Genomic DNA, 18,631 nt, shown 5'->3' with positions numbered 1-18,631 from the left:
GCAGCGGGGGTAGTGGCGCGCCTTGTGGGCCTTCCGCGGTCCTCCCGCTTCATCGGTATTGCGCGGCCTTGCGCCCCGCCAATCGGCCCGCCCGCGTGGCCCCCACCGTGGACGCGGAGGATGCGTAGCCCACCAGGAATACTCGGGGATCGCGCCGGGGCGTGACCTCATCGATCATCTCGATTCCCTTGGGGCCGCGCAGCCGCAGGGGAGCCAGGTGCCGCAGCGCCGCGCGGAACCCGGTGTTCCAGAAGATCACGTCCACGGTTTCCTCGTGCCCGGCCGGGTAAGGCCGCCAACTCTCCGGCAGCACCAGGCGATCGCTGCGCGACGGCCCCAGCCCCCGCGTGCGGGGCGGCGGCACGGCACCGAAGCGCACGCCCTCGGGCGTCACGCTCTCGACGTTCCCGCGCGAGACCAGCGTGCCCGCCTTTACCGCCTCCACGTACTCGGGCCACAGTGGAATCCCTGTGGTGCGCACCACGGAGACGGGAGACTTTCCGGCGTGGGTGCGCTCCCGCACGGCACGCTCCACGTCGCGGCCCCAGGCCTGGTCAAAGGAGCGGTCGGTGAAGTTGGGCGGGCGGCGCGTGGACCACAGGGTGTCCGTGACGGCAGCGAGTTCGAGGAGAAATTGCAGGGCGGAGAGCCCGCCGCCCACCACCAGGGTGCGTTTGCCGCGAAAGTCCTCGGCGCGCCGATAATCCACCGTGTGCAACTGCTCTCCTCGGAACGAGGCTGCGCCGGGGAGGTACGGAATAAAGGGCTGATCCCAGGTGCCGGTGGCATTGACGATGCTGCGGGCGTGCCAGGTGCGGCCGTCGCTCGCGGTGACGCGCAGCGGCGCGGTCTTGCTTGACGACGCCACCTCAAGCACCCTCACCGGGCGGATCACCTCGATCCCCAGGTGCTCCTCATACGCACCGTAATAATCCGCCACCACGCGGGAGGCCGGAACGGTGGGATCGGGGCGTCGCATGGGCAGGCTGGGAAGATCAGCGATGCCGTGGGCACGGCCGAGGGTGAGGGAATCCCACCTGTGCCGCCACGCCCCGCCGGGGCCGGAATTGGCGTCGAGCACCACGAAGTCCCGCCCCGGCACCAGCCCTCGATGGACTAATTCGTGGGTGCAGGCCAGGCCGGCCTGCCCGGCGCCGATCACCAGGGTGTGCAGGGGTGTGCTCATCACCCCCATTCTTCCACGCAGGGGTGGAGAAACGCGCCCGAACCGTTAAGATGAGCCGGTCACGTACGTCGCATGAAGGAGCCGCTGTGGAATACACCCCTTTTTCCCTGCTTGTTGATGTCGGCTGGATCTCCGTTTTGATGGTGATAGGCAACGTGCTGCGCCGGAAGGTACCCGTATTCCAGGCGCTGCTGCTTCCGGCCCCGATCACCGCAGGCCTTTTGGGGCTGCTGCTGGGGCCGGGCGCGCTTGGTTGGATAGGCTTCTCCGATCAAATGGGCGCGTACACCACGTTGCTCATCGCCGTGGTCTTTGCCGCCATGCCGTACTCCATGCAGTTTGATCGCTCCGTGCGCTCCGGCGCACGCACCATGTGGTCCTATTCCACGGGCATGTTCGTGGGGCAGTGGGGACTTTTCATCCTGCTGGGCATCTTCCTCTTCCAGCCCGTGTGGGGCACGGAGGAATGGTTTGGCATGATGCTGCCCGTGGGCTTTGTGGGCGGCTTTGGTACCGCCGCAGCCGTGGGTTCCTCCCTGGAGGCCACGGGGGCGACGGCCGCGAGCACCCTGGGCTTCACATCCGCCACGGTGGGCACCCTCGCGGCGATCGTGGGTGGCGTGATCTTTGCCAACTGGGGAATCCGTACCGGGCGCACCTCGGAAATGCCCAAGAAACTTCCCTGGGAAATGCGTTCTGGTTACATTGACGAGGAATCCTCCCGTCCCTCCATCGGCAAGGCCACCACGAACCCCTCCTCCATCGAGCCGGTGGCGCTACACGTGGGTATGCTCACGCTCACCGTGATGTTTGCTTACCTGATTAACCAGGCGATCAGCGGTGCCTTCCCCGAGGTTTCCATTCCCCTCTTCATCACCTCCTTTGCCGTGGGCATCGTGGGTAAACTGATCCTCAACCTGCTAGGCAAGCCCAACTACGTGGATCGCGATACCATCAACTCCCTTTCCGGCGCGGCCACGGATTACCTCATCGCCTTTGGCATCGCGGCCATCGTTCCCGCCGTGGTGGCGGATTACTGGGTGCCGCTGGTGGTGATGTTCGTGCTCGGCACGATCTACTGCCTGGTGTTCTTCTTCTTTATTGCGCCGACGTTTTTTGGCAAGAAGTGGCTGGAGCGCGCGATCTTCGGCTGGGGCTGGGCCACCGCCGCCGTGGCCACGGGTATCGCGCTGCTGAAGATGGTGGACCCCAAGCTGAAGTCCGGCACGCTGAACGAGTACGGCGTGGCCTACGTGGGCTTCGCGCCCTTTGAGATCGGCATGACGGTGATCGCTCCTATTGCGGTGCTCACCGGGTGGACGATGGGCCTGGGCTGGGCGGCCACGCTGCTTTCCATCGTGATCCTTGGGCTTGCGGTGGTGTTGCGCTGGGTGCCGGGACGCAACGTTGAGGTAAAGCACGGGGGATAGGGGCGCTTATCGACGCCCCGTCACGGGGGTCGGGGGTAGGGGGACTTGTGGAAAATAACTCCGGCCCCACCTGTTGCCTTGCCGCCTACGAGTGGGCATGACTCTGTGTGAGATCAGTCCTGGTATAGTTGCCATCATAAAATTCGGGGCCACGGGGTTGGGTGTGGCTAGGGAAGCAGCGAAGAGGGTGATCGCATGACTCTGCCTTTCGACGTAGAGTACGTCAATGATGACGCGCTGGTCAGGCGCTATGAGGAAATTAGCCGTACCTTACTCAATCTGGATTACCTTGAGGACGAGGGTATTCCTCTGACTCGTCAGGACCTCGATGATCTTGCTGCCGTGGGGGCTCTTGACTCTGAGGATCGGGACCTCTATGACGAGTTGAATGGGATTGAGTTCATGCTGGGCCGACAGTCCCGTGGATAGCAGAGGGTTTGAGTTTCGGGTTACTAGGTTCGCGGAGCATGTGTTCAGCATTGTTCAATCTGCTCTGCCGGGTTTCGGGGATAGCTTTCACTTGAAGATCCACCCAGATAACCGAACTGCGCACATTCAGACCACTATTCCGCTCACTTTTAACCCGAGGAGAGGGCGGGCTAGCATCTCGGACTTATATGGTGCAAGGATTCTATTTGATCTTGCTATCAGCCGGTGTGGGAGATACCTGGCTGTGGAAAAGTCTAGTTACTACGTGACGGTGAGTAATGCCCCGGTGCTTCGATTCGATTATGAGCGAAGCAAGGAACGTCACCCCGTGGCGCACCTTCAGTTTTCCGGGACGGGCACCTGGCTGAGTCCTGCGTTGATGAAAAACCGGCACAATGAGAAGGCTCGTAAGGGGCAGCTCGATGCTTTGCATATCCCTGTTGGTGGTCATCGTTTTCGCCCTAGCCTGGAGGATTTTCTGTATTTTCTTATCCGCGAGTGTGGTTTCGCAGGTGTGGACGGTTGGGAAGAAAAATTGAGTACTAGTCGGGAGGGTTGGTTGGGGGTTCAACTTAGCGCTGCTGTCCGTGATGATCCTACAGGTGCGGCCCGTGTTCTGGAGTCGATGGGGTGTCAGGTGATTCCTCCTCGTGGCGGGTATCCCCACGTGAAACGTCGCTCTGGGTGGTAAGTATGTCCGGTGCTCGTCGCCGGGGACAAGAGTAATTCGGGCCCCTCACGCCGTACCTGCGCCCACCCCGCGCAACTTTTTTCTCCTTGAGTGGAACAAACTCAACTCTTGGTGCGTTGGAGTGGATAGTGAGTGAAAAGCTCGGCAGTGTGCGGGGCGTGCGAGCGCTCCGTGCGGAAGGCGCGGCGTCGCTAAGCAAGGCTGCAACGATCCCTGCCGGGCGCGAAGAAACGCTAGAGAAAGAGGGAAACAATGAACTCGTTTAATCCCACCACCAAGACCAGCGAGGCCATGCAGGCGGCGTTGCAGCAGGCCTCCTCGCTGGGGAACCCGGATATTCGCCCGGCGCACCTCCTGGTGGCCATCCTGGAGCAGCCGGATGGGATCGCGGCCCCGGTGTTGCAGGCCGTGGGCGTTGATCCCGCCGCGATCCTCGCGGAGGCGCACAAATTAGTGGAGGGTTATCCCAAGGCGCAGGGCGCGAATATGGCGAATCCGAACTTTAACCGCGATTCCCTCAACGCGCTCACGGCGGCGCAGGAATTAGCCGGTGAGTTGGGCGATGAGTATGTGTCCACGGAGGTGTTGTTGGCGGGGATCGCCGGTGGTTCCTCGGACACGGCCGATCTGCTCAAGGCCAAGGGGGCCACGCACGAGGCGATCGTGGCGGCCTTCCCCTCGGTGCGCGGGCATACCAAGGTGACCTCGCAAGACCCGGAGGGGCAGTTCCAGGCGTTGGAGAAGTACGCCACGGACCTCACCGCGCGGGCGCGCGAGGGGAAGATCGACCCGGTGATCGGGCGAGATACGGAGATTCGCCGCGTGGTGCAGGTGCTCAGCCGCCGCACTAAGAACAACCCGGTGCTCATCGGTGAGCCCGGCGTGGGTAAGACCGCGATCGTGGAGGGCCTGGCGCGGCGCATCGTGGCCGGAGACGTGCCGGAATCGCTCCAGGGTAAGACGTTGCTGTCTCTGGACCTGGGTTCCCTGGTGGCGGGCGCGAAGTATCGCGGTGAGTTTGAGGAGCGGCTCAAGGCGGTGCTCGATGAGATCAAGCAGTCCGAGGGGCAGGTGATTACTTTCATTGATGAGTTGCACACCATCGTGGGCGCCGGTGCCAGCGGGGAGTCTGCGATGGACGCGGGCAACATGATTAAGCCGCTGCTGGCGCGCGGCGAACTGCGCCTGGTGGGTGCCACCACCCTGGACGAGTACCGCAAGTACATCGAAAAGGACGCCGCCCTGGAACGCCGCTTCCAGCAGGTGTATGTGGGCGAGCCCTCCGTGCCGGACGCGGTGGGTATCCTGCGTGGGCTCAAGGAGCGCTACGAGGTACACCACGGCGTGCGGATTCAGGATTCCGCCCTGGTGGCGGCCGCCACGCTCTCCGATAGGTACATCACCAATCGCTTCCTGCCGGATAAGGCCATTGACCTGGTGGACGAGGCCGCCTCGCGCTTGCGCATGGAGATTGATTCCTCCCCGCAGGAGATTGATGAGGCCCAGCGTATTGTGCGCCGCCTGGAGATCGAGGAATTGGCGCTGCAAAAGGAAAAGGACGCCGCCTCCAAGGAACGCCTGAATAAGTTGCGCGGCGAACTTGCCGATGAGCGCGAGAAGCTCGGGGAACTCACCGCGCGGTGGAATAACGAGAAGGGCGCGATTGATGAGGTACGCGCCGCCAAGGAGGAATTGGAGAAACTGCGCGGAGAATCCGAGATCGCCGAGCGTGAGGGTGATTATGAGAGGGTGTCCGAGCTGCGCTATGGCAAGATTCCCGCGGCGGAAAAGGCCGTGGAGGCCGCCGAGGCGGCGGTGAGCAACGGGGCGAATAATTCCATGCTCACCGAGGAGGTCACTCCGGATACCATCGCGGAGGTGGTGTCCGCGTGGACGGGAATCCCGGCGGGCAAGATGCTCCAGGGTGAGACGGAGAAACTGCTGAATATGGAGGCGGAATTGGGTAAGCGCGTGGTGGGCCAGCGCGAGGCCGTCGCTGCCGTGTCCGATGCCGTGCGCCGCTCCCGCGCCGGGGTGGCCGATCCGAACCGCCCCACGGGTTCCTTCCTCTTCCTTGGCCCCACGGGCGTGGGTAAGACGGAGTTGGCCAAGGCTCTTGCAGAGTTCCTCTTTGACGATGAGCGCGCGATGGTGCGCATTGATATGTCCGAGTATGGGGAGAAGCACTCCGTGGCGCGCCTGGTGGGTGCTCCCCCCGGATACGTGGGCTACGACGCGGGCGGGCAGCTCACCGAGGCGGTGCGGCGACGCCCGTACACGGTGGTGCTCTTCGACGAGGTAGAAAAGGCCCACCCGGACGTGTTCGACGTGCTCCTTCAGGTGCTTGACGATGGCCGCCTCACCGACGGCCAGGGCCGCACCGTGGACTTCCGCAACACCATCTTGATCCTCACCTCCAACCTGGGGGCGGGCGGGAGCCGCGAGCAGGTGATGGAGGCCGTCAAGCACGCCTTCAAGCCGGAGTTCATCAATCGCCTGGATGACGTGGTGGTCTTTGACGCGCTCAGTCACGAGCAACTCACACACATCGTGGACATTCAGGTGGAGCAACTCGCGCGTCGCCTGGAGCAGCGCCGCCTGCGCCTGCACGTTTCCGACGCCGCCCGCGATTGGCTGGGCGATCGCGGCTACGACCCCGCCTACGGGGCGCGCCCGTTGCGTCGCCTGATTCAGCAGGCCATCGGAGATCAGTTGGCCAAGGAGTTGCTCGCCGGGGCAATTCGGGACGGCGATCGCGTGAACGTCGATGTGGCGGAGGGCGGTGCGCGCCTGGAGTTAGGTGCGAGTTCTGCGACGAAATAGCGGCGGGAAATCTCCCTTTAGGCACTCTTTATGGTACAAAGGTGGATTTCTATTGAATGGGGCTTGACGGAGTTTTACACTCAGCATTGTCCATCGCATTCGAGTAGAGAAAGGAAACGCGATGTTTTCTCGTAAGAACCTTGCCGCTGCGGCAGCCTCTGCCGTAATTGCCACCGGCGTGGTGGCCGCCCCCGCTTTTGCCGATGAGCCCGTGGATCCCGACTACAGCGTGGCCACCGCCACGCAGGAGGCTCCCGAGGTAGACCCCGAGTACAGCGTGGTCAAGAAGGACGAGCAGGCCGAGGGCTCCACCGGCTCGGTCTCCGAGCTCTCCTCCTCCGATGAGGGCAAGACCACCGAGGAGAAGTCCGAGGGCTCCTCCGCCGAGGACTTCCTGGGCGTGGCGGGCAAAGTGCTGAAGTTCATCCTGGGCATTCTCGCCTAAGATCGCTTGCCGCAGATCGTTTGACGCTATCTACATATAGGGGCGCGGGCCGATGTACTTTGGTTCCCGCGTCCTTATATTTATTGTCGTTTTATCCACCGGGGGTAGGGGTGTGGGGGCGTGAGGTTACCTGAGCCATTAGAGTATTGGGCGTGTCCGTAACACTAATTTTTGCGCTTGCCGCCGTTGCCCTCGTGATCGCCGCCGTGCTGTGGTGGTTTGATGCCCGGGGCCGCGCCTCGCATTCCGGCGAGGCGGGGGAGGCCGCCTCGGCAGAGCAAGCCGCCGTGCAGGAAGAGGAATCCGTGGAGGGCGAGCAGGCGGAGCAGTCTGGACAGGCTGGTCGCCGCGCGCCCAGCCGCCTGGCCATGCCGGGGCAGGGCCGCCGCGAGCGTCGTTCGTGGGCGCAGGAGGCGGGCTTTAGTTTTACCCGCACCGATGATTCCCTGGCCGAGGAGTGGCGGCGCGGGGCGGCGGCCTCCGGTGCCACGGCGCACGATGTGGTCACCGGCGTGAGTGAGGATCACGAGTTCGCCCTCGCGGATCTGGATTCCACCACCGTGCTCGCGGTGCGGCGCGGCGCGGCCTCGGACGTGGTGGTGGACTTCCGCCGTGGGATCAGCGAGGACGCGGATTCCGATCTGCACGAGTGCGGCGAGGTGGAGGGATTCGCGCGGTTTAGCACGGATACCGCCGCCGCAGAGCGCTTTAGCGACGAGCGCGTGAGTGCCGCCCTGGAGGTCATGCCGGACTTTGTGCACGCCGTGTGGTGCGAGTCCGATTGGGTGCTGGCCCAACTGGATCGCGGTACCCACGGCCACGATTGGGAGGCAATCATGGCCCCCATGACCTGGCTTGCCGACGCCGCCCACGCCCTCCCCCCGCGCGCGGCCGCGCCGCTACGGGTGGAAGAAGCTCTGCCCTCGCGCCTCATGCCCGCCCCGGCGCCCGAGCCGGAGGCGTCGGAGAAAGCAGAGAATGCGGCGACTTCGGAAGCCCCCGAGGAGAGTAAAGCCGAGGAACAACCCAAGCCCACGGTAATCCGCCCAGAGGAGCCGGTGGAACTGCCCACCCGCACCCAGACGCAATCGCGGGGCGTGGTGGAGCCGCGTTCCCTGGGCGGAGACGCGGTGCCGGGAATTGGGGATCGCGCCGAGGAGCCCTCGGACTACCAGGGAACGAGGGTGCTGCGCTCCCGCGATGCTGGGCCCTCCATCTTCGACGATTTGGCCGAACAACTGGGCCGCGATCCCCTGGAACACATGCGCGGCCTACAGGCCCCCAAGAATAAGGAGAAGTAACAGAGATGTCCCAGCAAGAACGTACAGAGCTAGCCGAACTGGTCAAGGAACTGGCCGTGGTGCACGGCAAGGTCACGCTTTCCTCCGGCAAGGAGGCCGATTACTACGTGGACTTGCGCCGCGCCACTCTGCACCACCGGGCCTCCCGGCTCATCGGTTCCCTCCTGCGCGAACTCACCGCCGATTGGGATTACGTGGCCGTGGGTGGGCTGACCCTGGGGGCGGACCCGGTAGCCACCTCCCTCATGCACGCCGAGGGGCGAGAGATCGATGCCTTTGTGGTGCGCAAGGAAACCAAGAAGCACGGTATGCAGCGCCGCATCGAGGGCCCCTCGGTGGAGGGGAAGAAGGTGCTGGTGGTGGAGGACACGACCACCACGGGCAATTCCCCGCTGACCGCCGTGGAGGCGCTGCGCGAGGCGGGCGCAGACGTGGTGGGCGTGGCCACGGTGGTGGATCGCGCCACCGGCGCGGATAAGGTGCTGGCTGAGGCCGGACTGGAATACCGCTACCTGCTGGGCTTGGAGGACCTGGGGCTTGCCTGAGCAACTTCCCGGCCCCACGGAGTGGGGCGAAGGCCGCCACGGCGTGGGCCCCTGGGAGGGGCCGTTGCCCGAGGATCCGCGCCTTGATCCCGCTCTGCTCGCGGAGGGGGATCGCCGCAACGTGGTGGACGCTTATCGCTATTGGCGGCGCGAGGCCATCGTGGCGGACATTGACACCCGCCGCCATCCCCTGCACGTGGCGATCGAGAACTTTGAAAATGACGCCAACATCGGCACCGTGGTGCGCACCGCCAACGCCTTTGCCGTGGATACCGTGCACATCGTGGGGCGGCGTCGGTGGAATAGGCGCGGGGCGATGGTGACGGATCGCTATCAGCACCTGCGCCACCACCCCACGGTGGCGGATCTCATGTCCTGGGCGCACCAGGAGGACATCGCGGTGGTGGCCATTGATAACACCCCCGGCAGCGTGCCGCTGGAAACGGCGCAGTTGCCGCGCCGCTGCGTGCTGCTCTTTGGCCAAGAGGGGCCGGGGGTGACCCAGGAAGCCCAGGAGGCGGCGGTGATGACCTGCTCCATCGCGCAGTTTGGTTCCACCCGTTCCATCAACGCGGGAGTGGCCGCCGGGATCGCCATGCACGCCTGGGTGCGGCAGCACGCGGATCTTGGCCGCGCGTGGTGAATCTTGGTTAGGATCGTGGGGAAGAAAAACGGACACACTAGGGTGAGGCATTAACAGTGCTGGAGAAATGGGCACACCGGGCGGACCTGGCGGAGGCCGCCATTCAAGATCGACATGCCAGCCGCTTATGGGGTCTGCCCCGAACCAACCTCGCGGTGGTGGCCTGGCCGCCCACGTCCAAGGACAAACTCTTTATCCGCTGGCATTACTGGTGGCAGGCGCACTACCTGGATTGCCTCCTCGATGCCTATTCCCGCCGCAGCACCAACGCGCGCCGGACACAGATCAATGAGACTATGCGGGGTATCCGTTGGCGCAATCGTAATAAGTTGGTGCACAACCGCTATTACGACGATAAAGCCTGGCTGGCCCTGGCCCTGGGGCGCGCGGCCCGGCTAAAGAAGATGAAAAAGCCCAAGCAATTAGAGGCTTTGGAGTTTAATATCCTCAGCGGCATCGACGGGCTGACTAATGTGCTGCCGTGGCGCACCGGGGAAACCTTTTATAACGTGCCCTCCAATGGCCCGGCCGCGATCATGATGGCGCGCACCGGGCGGCTGGAACAGGCCATGAGCGTGGTGGATTGGATTCTGGATACGCTCATTAACGATGATGGCCTGATCATGGACGGCCTGCGCATGCGCATGCACGGCCCGGAACTGGTGCGCGATATTCACCCCTACTGCCAGGGCGTGACCATCGGGGCCTGCCTGGAAATCGCGCTGAAGCTGCGGGAGCGTGCCGGGTTCACCGAGGAGGAGGTGTTGGCCTATGCCGACGCCGAGCGCGTGGACGATTCCATGAAGTACATCACCGCGATCCGTTCCATCGTGCAGGCCGTGGCCAAGGAGATGGCCACCCCGCAGGGCGTGATTGATTGGGATACCGGCGAGGGCGATGGTGGCCTGTTCAAGGGGATCCTGGTGCGCTACCTGGCGGACGTCGCGGTCCGCCTGCCCGCCGATTCCCCCACCAACCGCGCCACAAAGAAAGTAGCGGCGCGCCTGGTGTTGGCCTCCGCGCAGAGCGTGTGGAACCACCGCCTAGAGGTGGACGGCCTGCCGATCTTTGCCACGGACTGGACCGATGATGCTCGACTGCCGCACAACTTTGGCCTGGGACCCAAGAGCCTGGCGGAGACGGCCGGGGTGATTCGCATTGCTGAGCGCGATCTCTCCGTGCAGCTTTCCGGTTGGATGCTCATTGAGGCCGCCGCCAGGGTGCAGGAGCACCTGGAGGAGGCTTAGCGGCGGTGCTAGCGGCGTTGAGAAGCACGGGCGGCGAGGAACTGCCGCACCGCACCGATGATGCCGGGTAGGACGGAGAGGAGCACGATGAGTAGGAAGATCGCCTCGATGTTCTCCCGGATAAAGGTGTATTGCCCCAGCCACGCGCCCAGCAGGGTCACCCCGCCGCCCCAGAGCAGGCCGCCAATGACGTTGTACGTGATGAACACGCGGTAGCGCATGCCGGACATGCCCGCCACGAGCGGGGCATAGGTGCGCACGATGGGGACGAAGCGGCAGATGATGATGGTGAAGGGGCCGTGCTTTTCAAAGAACTCGTGGGACTTGGTGAGGTATTCCTGCTTGAAAAAGCGGCCGTCGGGGCGCTTGTGCAGGGCGTGGCCGAAGCGGGAGCCGATGAAGTAGCCCACCTGATCGCCCAGGATCGCGGCGGCGATGCACACCGGAATCACCAGCCAGAGCGGGGCGAAGGGATCGGGCTGGACGGAGAGCATACCGGCGGTAAAGAGCAGGGAATCGCCGGGGAGGAGGGGGAAGAGTAGGCCGGATTCGATGAAAACGATGAGGGCCACGCCGGGGAGAATGAGGGAGCCGAAGGGACCGGAGCCACTGAGCAGGTACATCGGGTCCATCCAGTCCGGCCCGAGCGCCAGGGTACTCACGGTGTTGAGCGTGTCTGCCGTGTCGATCATGAGTCTTAGCGTAGGCCTGTGCGGGCGGGGGAGGAAGCCTGTGGGGTTGTGGCATGGGGCGCGGCGGTGTGGGACGGCGGCATGGGGGCGCGGTGTGGTGTTCCGGGGCCGGTGGGGGAGAGGCGGCGGCGGAGTAGGCTGGGAATTGGCATAATCGGAGAAGAGATCACGCCGCTGCGGCGTGTGCGAAGATCACGACAACTGAGGAGTATTCATGCCTATTGCAACCCCTGAGGTTTATAACGAAATGCTCGATCGCGCCAAGAAGGAAGGCTTTGCCTACCCCGCGATCAACTGCACCTCGTCGGAAACGATCAACGCCGCGCTCAAGGGCTTCGCTGAGGCGGAGTCCGACGGAATCATTCAGTTCTCCACCGGCGGCGCGGAGTTTGGCTCCGGCCTGGCGGTGAAGAACAAGGTGGCCGGTGCCTGCGCACTGGCCGCCTTTGCACATGAGGCAGCCAAGCACTACGGCATCAACGTGGCCCTGCACACCGACCACTGCCAGAAGGAGGTGCTGGACGAGTACGTGCGCCCGCTCCTCGCCATCTCCCAGGAGCGCGTGGATCGCGGCGAACTGCCCCTCTTCCAGTCCCACATGTGGGACGGCTCCGCCATTCCGATCGACGAGAACCTGGAGATCGCCCAGGAACTCCTGGCCAAGTCCAAGGCCGCGAACATCATCCTGGAGGTGGAGATCGGCGTCGTGGGCGGCGAGGAGGATGGCGTGCAGGCCAAGGCCGGCGCGAACCTCTACACCACCCCGGAGGACTTTGAAAAGACTATCGACGCCCTGGGCACCGGCGAGAACGGCCGCTACCTGCTGGCCGCTACCTTTGGCAACGTGCATGGCGTGTACAAGCCCGGCAACGTGAAGCTGCGCCCCGAGGTACTCCTGGAGGGCCAGCAGGTGGCCCGCAAGAAGCTCGGCCTGGCGGATGACGCCCTGGCCTTTGACTTTGTGTTCCACGGCGGCTCCGGCTCCGAGAAGGAGAAGATCGAGGAGGCCCTGCGCCACGGCGTGATCAAGATGAACGTGGACACGGACACCCAGTACGCCTTTACCCGCCCCGTGGCCGCTCACATGTTCTCCAACTACGACGGCGTGCTCAAGGTCGATGGTGAGGTGGGCAACAAAAAGACCTACGATCCCCGCTCCTACATGAAGAAGGCCGAGCAGTCCATGTCCGAGCGCGTGGTGGAGGCCTGCCAGGACCTGCACTCCGTGGGCACCTCGGTGAGCAAGTAACGCTGTTTCCTCGGGGGCGGGGGTAAGGGGGTTGCGCGCCGGGCTTGTTGGAGCATGAAGTGACGTGCAGCCGCTTGGCCGTGTGACTTATGGTGGAACACATGGCCAAGCAAAAGATGAGCACGCTTGATAGGCTCCGCTCGATAGATCAACTGCGCAGCAGGGTCACCCGAGTGCGCAAGCGCGCGTGGCCCATCGTGCAGTCCGCCGTGGCCGCCGGGCTGGCGTTCTGGGTGGCCCAAAGGCTCTTTGGCCACCCGGTGCCCTTCTTCGCGCCCATCGCCGCCGTTATCATCCTCGGCCTGGAGGGCGGGGATCGCATGAAACGCGCCGTGGAAATGTCCATCGGCTGCATCGTGGGCGTGGCCCTGGGCGACCTACTCTTTTACTACCTCGGCCCCGGAGCCTGGCAAATCTCGGTGGCGGTGGCCACCTCGCTCCTGCTGGCCTCCTTCATCTCTAAATCTCCCCTGGTGAATAACCAGGCGGCCATCGGCTCCATTCTGATTGCCACCATCATGCCGCCGGGCACCGTCTCCGCGATCACCGGCACCGGCAGTACCGGGCGCGTGGTGGACGCGGTGGTGGGCTCCGTGGTGGGGCTCCTCGTGGTGGCATTCATTCCCAGCGACCCGCTCAACGCCGGGCGCCAAGAGGTCTCTAACGTGCTCGGCATCGCCTCCTCGGTGCTGCACGACGTCTCCCAGGCCCTACGCACGGGCGACCTCGAACTCATGAAGAACACCCTGGACGCCGTGCGCGGCACCCAAGGCAAGATCAACGCCATGCTCACCGCCGCCAAGACCGGGCGTGAATCCACCACCATCTCCCCACTCATGTGGAGCAACTGGCGGCGCGTGCGCACGCTCGAACGCCTGCTGATCCCCGTGGATAACTCGATCCGCAACGTGCGCGTGCTCGCCCGCCGCGCCCAGGTACTCATCGAGGACGAGGACTTTGTTTCACCCGAACAGGTGGACATCATCGACGAGCTTTCCGACGTCGCCCTGCAACTCTCCGAGATGTACGAGCGCGGGGCGGAGGTGAGCGAGGCCAGGGAGATTCCGGTGCTGGTGAACCAACTGCGCCGCCTGGGTGGGCGCGCCACGATGGAGGTGGTGGAGGATCGGGTGCTCTCCGCGCACGTGGTACTGGCGCAGTCCCGCTCGCTCATCGTGGACTTCCTGCAAATCTGCGGAATGTCCAGGGAATCAGCGCTGGCGGTGCTGGCTCCGACCTCCTCCACGCCGGCGTATCCGCCGGAGGTGTGGGAGGAGTAGGGGCTAGCAAGCTAGAATGTCGGTAGGATCTTGTGGTTATCCCGCAAACCAACCCCGCCGCAGCCTCCACGAAAGTGGAGGCTGACGTGCTTTTACCACGTTCTGTGGTACCCGTGTTGAGCCGGGGGTTCTAGTTCTTTCCAGAGATTTTCAAAAACTCTGTGTGCGCGTGGGTCGGTGTATTTCTGTATAAAGTTGCGTTGATACACATAGGATATGAGATCAATTGCCTGCACCATACGGCTATGGTGGGATGGGGTAAAATGTAGACCATCGGTGAAACTGGTGAGTTTATTGGTGGGGTCATCGGGTAGCCCATTCCTGCGGAAAATCGTGTACATATCCTGATAGATGGATTTATTTTGGACGTCATCGCAGATTGCTAGAACTCTATCGTCTTTATCTTTTAGTAATGTGTCAATACATTCAAGGGTGAGGGTGAGTGACCATTTGTGGGGGTCATGCGGCGATTTTTCTGTGAGGCTGGTTGTTCCTCGGCAGATGGCAAGATTTGGGACGTGGGTTATTGCTGAAATTTCCTGCTTGTAGATACGGGCTCGGGCTCGTGGTGTGGTGAGCGGTGTCCAGTCGCGTGTGCCGGAGCTGAGCTCGTATCCGTGTAATTCCACCGTTGGGGGTATGTGGTGCTGTTTGCTGACTTGTTCTAAAACTGTATTGAGATTTTTCTCGATGAGTGGAATCTGATCCATCGGTGACACGAGCGCAAGGACAGAATGTTCTTTGAGGGGGTGAAAAGTCTCATCGAGGTAGGCTACGTGCATGGATCGATTGTACTGTTGTTTTCGGCTTGTGAAAGAAGATTTGCGGTGGCGTTGGTATTATGTCGGGCATGGACTACTTAATCATTATCCTCGCCATCTCCCTCCCGATCTGGCTCCTCTTCGTATTCTGGTACCAGCGCAAGCGCCTTAACCGCCACAGGAAATATAAGGCTATGGGTGCGGATTGGCCGGTGGAGTGGATGGGCGGCAAGGGGATAGAGGAAATGGCTTGGGAGGACACCACCGCCCAACCGGCCTCCGATGAGCGGGCGGAGGATTCACGGACGCGCGATCTGTAGATCCCGCAGGTGCCGGTAAAACGTCACTCGCTTCACAGGCCGCTTGGCGCTCACCCCGTCCACGGTCACGCGAATGTTCTCCCCGCCGGATTGCACCGCGCGCCCGGTGGCGAGCGATTCTGGATCGACCACGCCCACGGGCTGTTCGGCCCCGCGTACCAGCCAGCAGGTGCCGGGGGAGTTCCACAGCCGTTCTATCCCGCGCGGTCCCACGCGGCGGCCCACCAGCGCACCGAGCCCGGAACCGCGCCGCGTACCCTCGGCACCCCCACCCGCTACCGCCGTGCGCAGTTCCACGGCGGCGATGCCGGGCGCGGTGGTCATGGGCACGAGCCGCGCGCCGTAGTGCCCAAAGAGGGGGCGTTTTTCCTCCCCGTGGAGGAGCAGGCGGTGATCGTCGACGATGATCTCCCCGGTGTATTCCGTGTTCTCCCAGTGGGTGATCGTGGCGCTCCCGGCCACCGCCAGCCCGGAGTCGGTGCGGATCAAAGGCGCGGGGCGCACCGGGGCCTCCGCAGCGAGCACTAGGGCCTCAGCAGGGGCGTCGTCAAGTGGCAGCCCCCAGTTGGTAGCGGCGGGGGAGTCTCCGGTGGGGACGTAGCCGAACTCCACCCAGAGGTAGTCCGCGCGCATGGCGCGGGTGAGCACGGCGGATAGGGCGGCATCGGAGCCGATAACCACCACGCGCAGGGGTTCGGCCAGCACTCCCGCCTGTGGGGCGGGCTGTGGTTGCCCGAGGTGAGCGACGTCGGGCTGGGCGGCGATCTCGTCGAGGGAGGGGGTGGGATCGTGCGGCAGGGCGCGGGTCGCGGCGGCGTCGATAAGCTTTAATTCCTGGCGGGTGGGCACCTCGGAGAGCTGGTGGGAGTCCGGGCCGAGGGGGAGGGGCGTGGTGCCGCAGTGCAGGAGAATCGTCCGCATGGGTCTTATCTTAGGAATGAGGGGCGCAGGTGGGTACAATGTGGGGCTGTTCTGTGCGCGCCCCGGTGGGGCGGAAATCTACCTGTAGCGGAAGTGTGATGCCAGTATGGCTGCAATCGTGATCGTCGGGGCTCAGTGGGGCGATGAAGGCAAGGGAAAGGCCACCGATATTCTGGGCGGCCGCGTGGATTACGTGGTCAAGCCCAACGGCGGAAATAACGCCGGGCACACCGTGGTGGTGGGCGGGGAGAAGTACGAGCTGAAACTCCTGCCCGCCGGTTTGCTTTCGGAGAACGCCGTGCCCGTGCTGGGCAATGGCGTGGTGATTAACCTGGAGGCCCTGTTTGAGGAGATCGAGGGCCTGGAGGCGCGCGGCGCGGACGCTTCCCGCCTGCGCATTTCCGCCAACGCGCACCTGGTGGCCCCCTATCACCAGGTGCTTGACCGGGTTCAGGAGCGCTTCCTGGGTAAGCGCGCCATCGGCACCACGGGGCGCGGAATTGGCCCGGCCTACGCGGATAAGGTCTCGCGCGTGGGTATCCGCGTGCAGGACATTTTTGATGAGTCGATTCTGCGGCAGAAGATCGAATCCGCGCTGGACATCAAAAACCAGATTCTGGTGAAGATGTATAACCGCCGCGCCATCGAGGTGGAGGAGGTAGTGCAATACTTCCTTTCCTACGCGGATCGTTTGCGCCCGATAGTGATCGAGGCGGAATACGAGCTGAATAAGGCTCTCGACGCCGGCAAGCACGTGCTCATGGAGGGCGGCCAGGCCACCATGCTCGACGTGGACCACGGCACCTACCCCTTTGTCACCTCCTCGAATCCCACGGCGGGCGGGGCGTGTGTGGGCGCGGGCATTGGGCCCACGCGCATTACTTCCTCCCTGGGTATTGTCAAGGCGTACACCACCCGTGTGGGCGCGGGCCCGTTCCCCACGGAACTCTTTGATAAGTGGGGCGAATACCTGCAAACCACCGGCGGCGAGGTGGGCGTGAATACTGGCCGCAAGCGCCGCTGCGGTTGGTACGATTCCGTGATTACCCGATACGCCTCCCGCGTGAATGGCTTTACGGATCTCTTCCTCACCAAACTGGACGTGCTCACCGGCATTGGAGAGATTCCCATCTGCGTGGCCTATGACGTGGACGGCGAGCGCTTTGATGAAATGCCGCTGACCCAATCCCAGTTCCACCACGCCGAGCCGATCTTTGAGACCATGCCCGCCTGGGACGAGGACATTTCCGAGTGCCGCACCTTTGAGGACCTGCCGCAGCGCGCCCAGGATTACGTGCGACGCCTAGAGGAACTCTCCGGGTCGCGCATCTCCTACATCGGCGTGGGGCCGGGCCGCGATCAGACGATCGTGGTGCACGACGTGTTGGAGGGGTAAAAGGGCAGGAACCCACATGAGATACAGCAGCACTACCTGGGTTCCTCTCCCGTCTAGGCTTATCCTGGCCTCGATCATGGCTGCGGGTGGTGCGCTGTTTCTTGCTATATCCGATGGAACGGCCGCACTGCATATGTGAGCGGCGGTGTGTTTCGTTCTCGCTTTCTTGGTGGCCGTATTTCGGGTGACCGTTTCTATATCGAGGAATGGACGCATGCGGGTATCGGTGTGTGGAGTTCCGGTGGTGCGAGGCAGAGCTGAACAGGTATCGCAAGCGTCTCCCATATCTAGCCAGGGCATGGGGTGGGGATGGAAAAAACCTCTTTGGCATAAACATCATCGGTGATAAGAAAGTGCTCTTGGCGGCGGGAGAACCCTTTTCCCTGATGAGAATGGGGCAGTGGGGCGCGGAAGCGATCGCGCGAAGGGGTATTGCGGAACGCGGAAAAATACATTCCCTACAGTACTTATTATACAAATGTGAATTCCATTCGGTCTGGAGATATTAACTTTGAGCTCATTTTCGCCTACGTGGTACTTCTTGACTGAATTTGTATGTAAGTATGACGATCTTGAAGATGCGAAGAAACGTCATGACAGGTGTGTGGAAGTCCTGGGGGAAGATTACAATATTGTTGCCTTCTCTAGTCGTGCTTACGATGTGGGTCGCGGTGGGCAAAGATTTTCAAGCTTGCTCTCTAGGGTTATCGTCCCCGGTTCTGCTCTGTCTGGCAATCCTGACAGTCAGTACTCTTTATTTCATTTTGTAACGATTGTCACTGATTTAAAATGTGTAGATGATATTCCGTTGGTGAGTCGACGGTTAGAAATTGATTTTGAAGAAAATTTCCCTGCGCGTTTTCCTAGTTTGACAACCGGGGTCCCAATGGAGGGTTTCTATGGCTAAGGTGGGTATAAATTCCTTTTGCCGTTTTCTTGCAGTGTGCTAGACGGCGTGTTTCTTCGTTGGATCTGTGTGCGTATGCTCTGGCATTGATGGCTGTAACCCCGAAAAATGAATGAACGCCACTGGGTGGCGAACCGGGTGGTGTGTCTAGAAGGCTTAGGGGAGTGTCTGTAAATTATAAGTCCCACGCATAAACGACTTGATATGCCTGCCTGGTTCCCGCCAGGCCGTGCAGCATAGGTGACCGGGTCTAGATGTGGGGCAGGCGTCGGCAGGCTTCGGCTACCAGCCTACGGGGCTGAAGTGTCCAGTGGGGGTGGTGTTGCGGGTGTGAAAACCTGTGAGCCGGGTGAAAATCCCTCTTT

Annotated in this window: 18 protein-coding genes; 14 read left to right on the top strand and 4 right to left on the bottom strand. The window is 62.7% G+C overall.

Features of this window, described 5'->3' with window-relative positions; all coding sequences use genetic code 11:
* Positions 1 to 49: 49 nt before the first annotated feature.
* Positions 50 to 1,186 (bottom strand): NAD(P)-binding domain-containing protein, encoded by a 1,137-nt coding sequence (locus OLW90_RS10360; protein ID WP_413464471.1) that lies wholly within the window; start codon positions 1,184 to 1,186, stop codon positions 50 to 52.
* Positions 1,187 to 1,272: 86 nt separating this feature from the next.
* Between OLW90_RS10360 and OLW90_RS10355 the strand changes: the two genes are divergently transcribed.
* From OLW90_RS10355 to OLW90_RS10315, 9 genes are all read left to right on the top strand, one after another.
* Positions 1,273 to 2,616, top strand: a complete 1,344-nt coding sequence (locus OLW90_RS10355; protein WP_319650012.1) for a sodium:glutamate symporter — start codon at positions 1,273 to 1,275, stop codon at positions 2,614 to 2,616.
* A gap of 195 nt (positions 2,617 to 2,811) precedes the next feature.
* Entirely contained in the window at positions 2,812 to 3,045 is a 234-nt protein-coding gene (locus OLW90_RS10350) for a hypothetical protein (protein ID WP_319650011.1), read from the top strand.
* Between the two features lie 328 nt (positions 3,046 to 3,373).
* A complete protein-coding gene (locus OLW90_RS10345) occupies positions 3,374 to 3,736 on the top strand; it encodes a hypothetical protein (RefSeq protein WP_319650010.1) in 363 nt (120 codons plus the stop codon).
* A 252-nt stretch (positions 3,737 to 3,988) separates the two neighbouring features.
* Positions 3,989 to 6,559: an ATP-dependent chaperone ClpB gene (gene clpB, locus OLW90_RS10340; protein WP_319650009.1), complete on the top strand. Its 2,571-nt coding sequence runs from the start codon at positions 3,989 to 3,991 to the stop codon at positions 6,557 to 6,559.
* Positions 6,560 to 6,680: 121 nt separating this feature from the next.
* Positions 6,681 to 7,004: a hypothetical protein gene (locus OLW90_RS10335; protein WP_319650008.1), complete on the top strand. Its 324-nt coding sequence runs from the start codon at positions 6,681 to 6,683 to the stop codon at positions 7,002 to 7,004.
* 152 nt (positions 7,005 to 7,156) lie between these two features.
* The gene (locus tag OLW90_RS10330; RefSeq protein WP_319650007.1) at positions 7,157 to 8,305 is read left to right on the top strand and encodes a hypothetical protein; all 1,149 of its coding nucleotides are present in this window, start codon (positions 7,157 to 7,159) and stop codon (positions 8,303 to 8,305) included.
* Positions 8,306 to 8,310: 5 nt separating this feature from the next.
* Positions 8,311 to 8,850 carry an orotate phosphoribosyltransferase gene (pyrE, locus tag OLW90_RS10325; RefSeq protein WP_319650006.1) on the top strand — a complete coding sequence of 180 codons (540 nt, stop codon included), beginning with the start codon at positions 8,311 to 8,313 and terminating at the stop codon, positions 8,848 to 8,850.
* The gene (locus OLW90_RS10320; RefSeq protein ID WP_319650005.1) at positions 8,843 to 9,493 is read left to right on the top strand and encodes an RNA methyltransferase; all 651 of its coding nucleotides are present in this window, start codon (positions 8,843 to 8,845) and stop codon (positions 9,491 to 9,493) included. Before pyrE ends, OLW90_RS10320 begins: the two co-directional genes overlap by 8 nt.
* 56 nt (positions 9,494 to 9,549) lie before the next feature.
* Positions 9,550 to 10,740, top strand: a complete 1,191-nt coding sequence (locus OLW90_RS10315; RefSeq protein ID WP_319650004.1) for a glycoside hydrolase family 76 protein — start codon at positions 9,550 to 9,552, stop codon at positions 10,738 to 10,740.
* An 8-nt stretch (positions 10,741 to 10,748) separates the two neighbouring features.
* Here the strand turns inward: OLW90_RS10315 and OLW90_RS10310 are convergent, their stop codons facing one another.
* Positions 10,749 to 11,432 (bottom strand): DedA family protein, encoded by a 684-nt coding sequence (locus OLW90_RS10310; protein WP_319650003.1) that lies wholly within the window; start codon positions 11,430 to 11,432, stop codon positions 10,749 to 10,751.
* 214 nt (positions 11,433 to 11,646) lie between these two features.
* Between OLW90_RS10310 and fbaA the strand changes: the two genes are divergently transcribed.
* Positions 11,647 to 12,681: a class II fructose-bisphosphate aldolase gene (gene fbaA / locus OLW90_RS10305; RefSeq protein ID WP_319650002.1), complete on the top strand. Its 1,035-nt coding sequence runs from the start codon at positions 11,647 to 11,649 to the stop codon at positions 12,679 to 12,681.
* A 101-nt stretch (positions 12,682 to 12,782) separates the two neighbouring features.
* A complete protein-coding gene (locus OLW90_RS10300; RefSeq protein ID WP_319650001.1) occupies positions 12,783 to 13,961 on the top strand; it encodes an FUSC family protein in 1,179 nt (392 codons plus the stop codon).
* A 92-nt stretch (positions 13,962 to 14,053) separates the two neighbouring features.
* Here the strand turns inward: OLW90_RS10300 and OLW90_RS10295 are convergent, their stop codons facing one another.
* On the bottom strand, positions 14,054 to 14,743 hold the full coding sequence (locus OLW90_RS10295) for a DUF3800 domain-containing protein (protein ID WP_319650000.1): 690 nt from the start codon (positions 14,741 to 14,743) through the stop codon (positions 14,054 to 14,056).
* Positions 14,744 to 14,811: 68 nt separating this feature from the next.
* Between OLW90_RS10295 and OLW90_RS10290 the strand changes: the two genes are divergently transcribed.
* A complete protein-coding gene (locus OLW90_RS10290) occupies positions 14,812 to 15,042 on the top strand; it encodes a hypothetical protein (protein WP_319649999.1) in 231 nt (76 codons plus the stop codon).
* Here the strand turns inward: OLW90_RS10290 and OLW90_RS10285 are convergent.
* A complete protein-coding gene (locus tag OLW90_RS10285; protein WP_319649998.1) occupies positions 15,022 to 15,963 on the bottom strand; it encodes a hypothetical protein in 942 nt (313 codons plus the stop codon). The genes OLW90_RS10290 and OLW90_RS10285 overlap by 21 nt on opposite strands.
* A gap of 106 nt (positions 15,964 to 16,069) precedes the next feature.
* Here OLW90_RS10285 and OLW90_RS10280 point away from each other — a divergent pair, with 106 nt between their 5' ends.
* Both OLW90_RS10280 and OLW90_RS10275 read left to right on the top strand, forming a co-directional pair.
* Positions 16,070 to 17,359: an adenylosuccinate synthase gene (locus OLW90_RS10280; protein ID WP_319649997.1), complete on the top strand. Its 1,290-nt coding sequence runs from the start codon at positions 16,070 to 16,072 to the stop codon at positions 17,357 to 17,359.
* A 541-nt stretch (positions 17,360 to 17,900) separates the two neighbouring features.
* Positions 17,901 to 18,266, top strand: a complete 366-nt coding sequence (locus OLW90_RS10275) for a hypothetical protein (protein ID WP_319649995.1) — start codon at positions 17,901 to 17,903, stop codon at positions 18,264 to 18,266.
* Positions 18,267 to 18,631 lie beyond the last annotated feature (365 nt).

It is taken from the genome of Corynebacterium sp. 21KM1197, assembly GCF_033783015.1.
In the GTDB taxonomy this organism is placed as follows: domain Bacteria; phylum Actinomycetota; class Actinomycetes; order Mycobacteriales; family Mycobacteriaceae; genus Corynebacterium.
This window is presented reverse-complemented; position numbering and strand designations above follow the sequence as displayed.

Excerpts from the sequence above, each read along its gene's own strand:
- OLW90_RS10290 (WP_319649999.1), top strand. The coding sequence starts at position 14,812 with ATGGACTACTTAATCATTATCCTCGCCATCTCCCTCCCGATCTGGCTC.
- OLW90_RS10360 (WP_413464471.1), bottom strand. The coding sequence starts at position 1,186 with ATGAGCACACCCCTGCACACCCTGGTGATCGGCGCCGGGCAGGCCGGC.
- OLW90_RS10300 (WP_319650001.1), top strand. The coding sequence starts at position 12,783 with ATGGCCAAGCAAAAGATGAGCACGCTTGATAGGCTCCGCTCGATAGAT.
- OLW90_RS10295 (WP_319650000.1), bottom strand. The coding sequence starts at position 14,743 with ATGCACGTAGCCTACCTCGATGAGACTTTTCACCCCCTCAAAGAACAT.
- OLW90_RS10310 (WP_319650003.1), bottom strand. The coding sequence starts at position 11,432 with ATGATCGACACGGCAGACACGCTCAACACCGTGAGTACCCTGGCGCTC.
- fbaA (WP_319650002.1), top strand. The coding sequence starts at position 11,647 with ATGCCTATTGCAACCCCTGAGGTTTATAACGAAATGCTCGATCGCGCC.
- OLW90_RS10280 (WP_319649997.1), top strand. The coding sequence starts at position 16,070 with ATGGCTGCAATCGTGATCGTCGGGGCTCAGTGGGGCGATGAAGGCAAG.
- pyrE (WP_319650006.1), top strand. The coding sequence starts at position 8,311 with ATGTCCCAGCAAGAACGTACAGAGCTAGCCGAACTGGTCAAGGAACTG.
- OLW90_RS10350 (WP_319650011.1), top strand. The coding sequence starts at position 2,812 with ATGACTCTGCCTTTCGACGTAGAGTACGTCAATGATGACGCGCTGGTC.
- clpB (WP_319650009.1), top strand. The coding sequence starts at position 3,989 with ATGAACTCGTTTAATCCCACCACCAAGACCAGCGAGGCCATGCAGGCG.
- OLW90_RS10335 (WP_319650008.1), top strand. The coding sequence starts at position 6,681 with ATGTTTTCTCGTAAGAACCTTGCCGCTGCGGCAGCCTCTGCCGTAATT.
- OLW90_RS10285 (WP_319649998.1), bottom strand. The coding sequence starts at position 15,963 with ATGCGGACGATTCTCCTGCACTGCGGCACCACGCCCCTCCCCCTCGGC.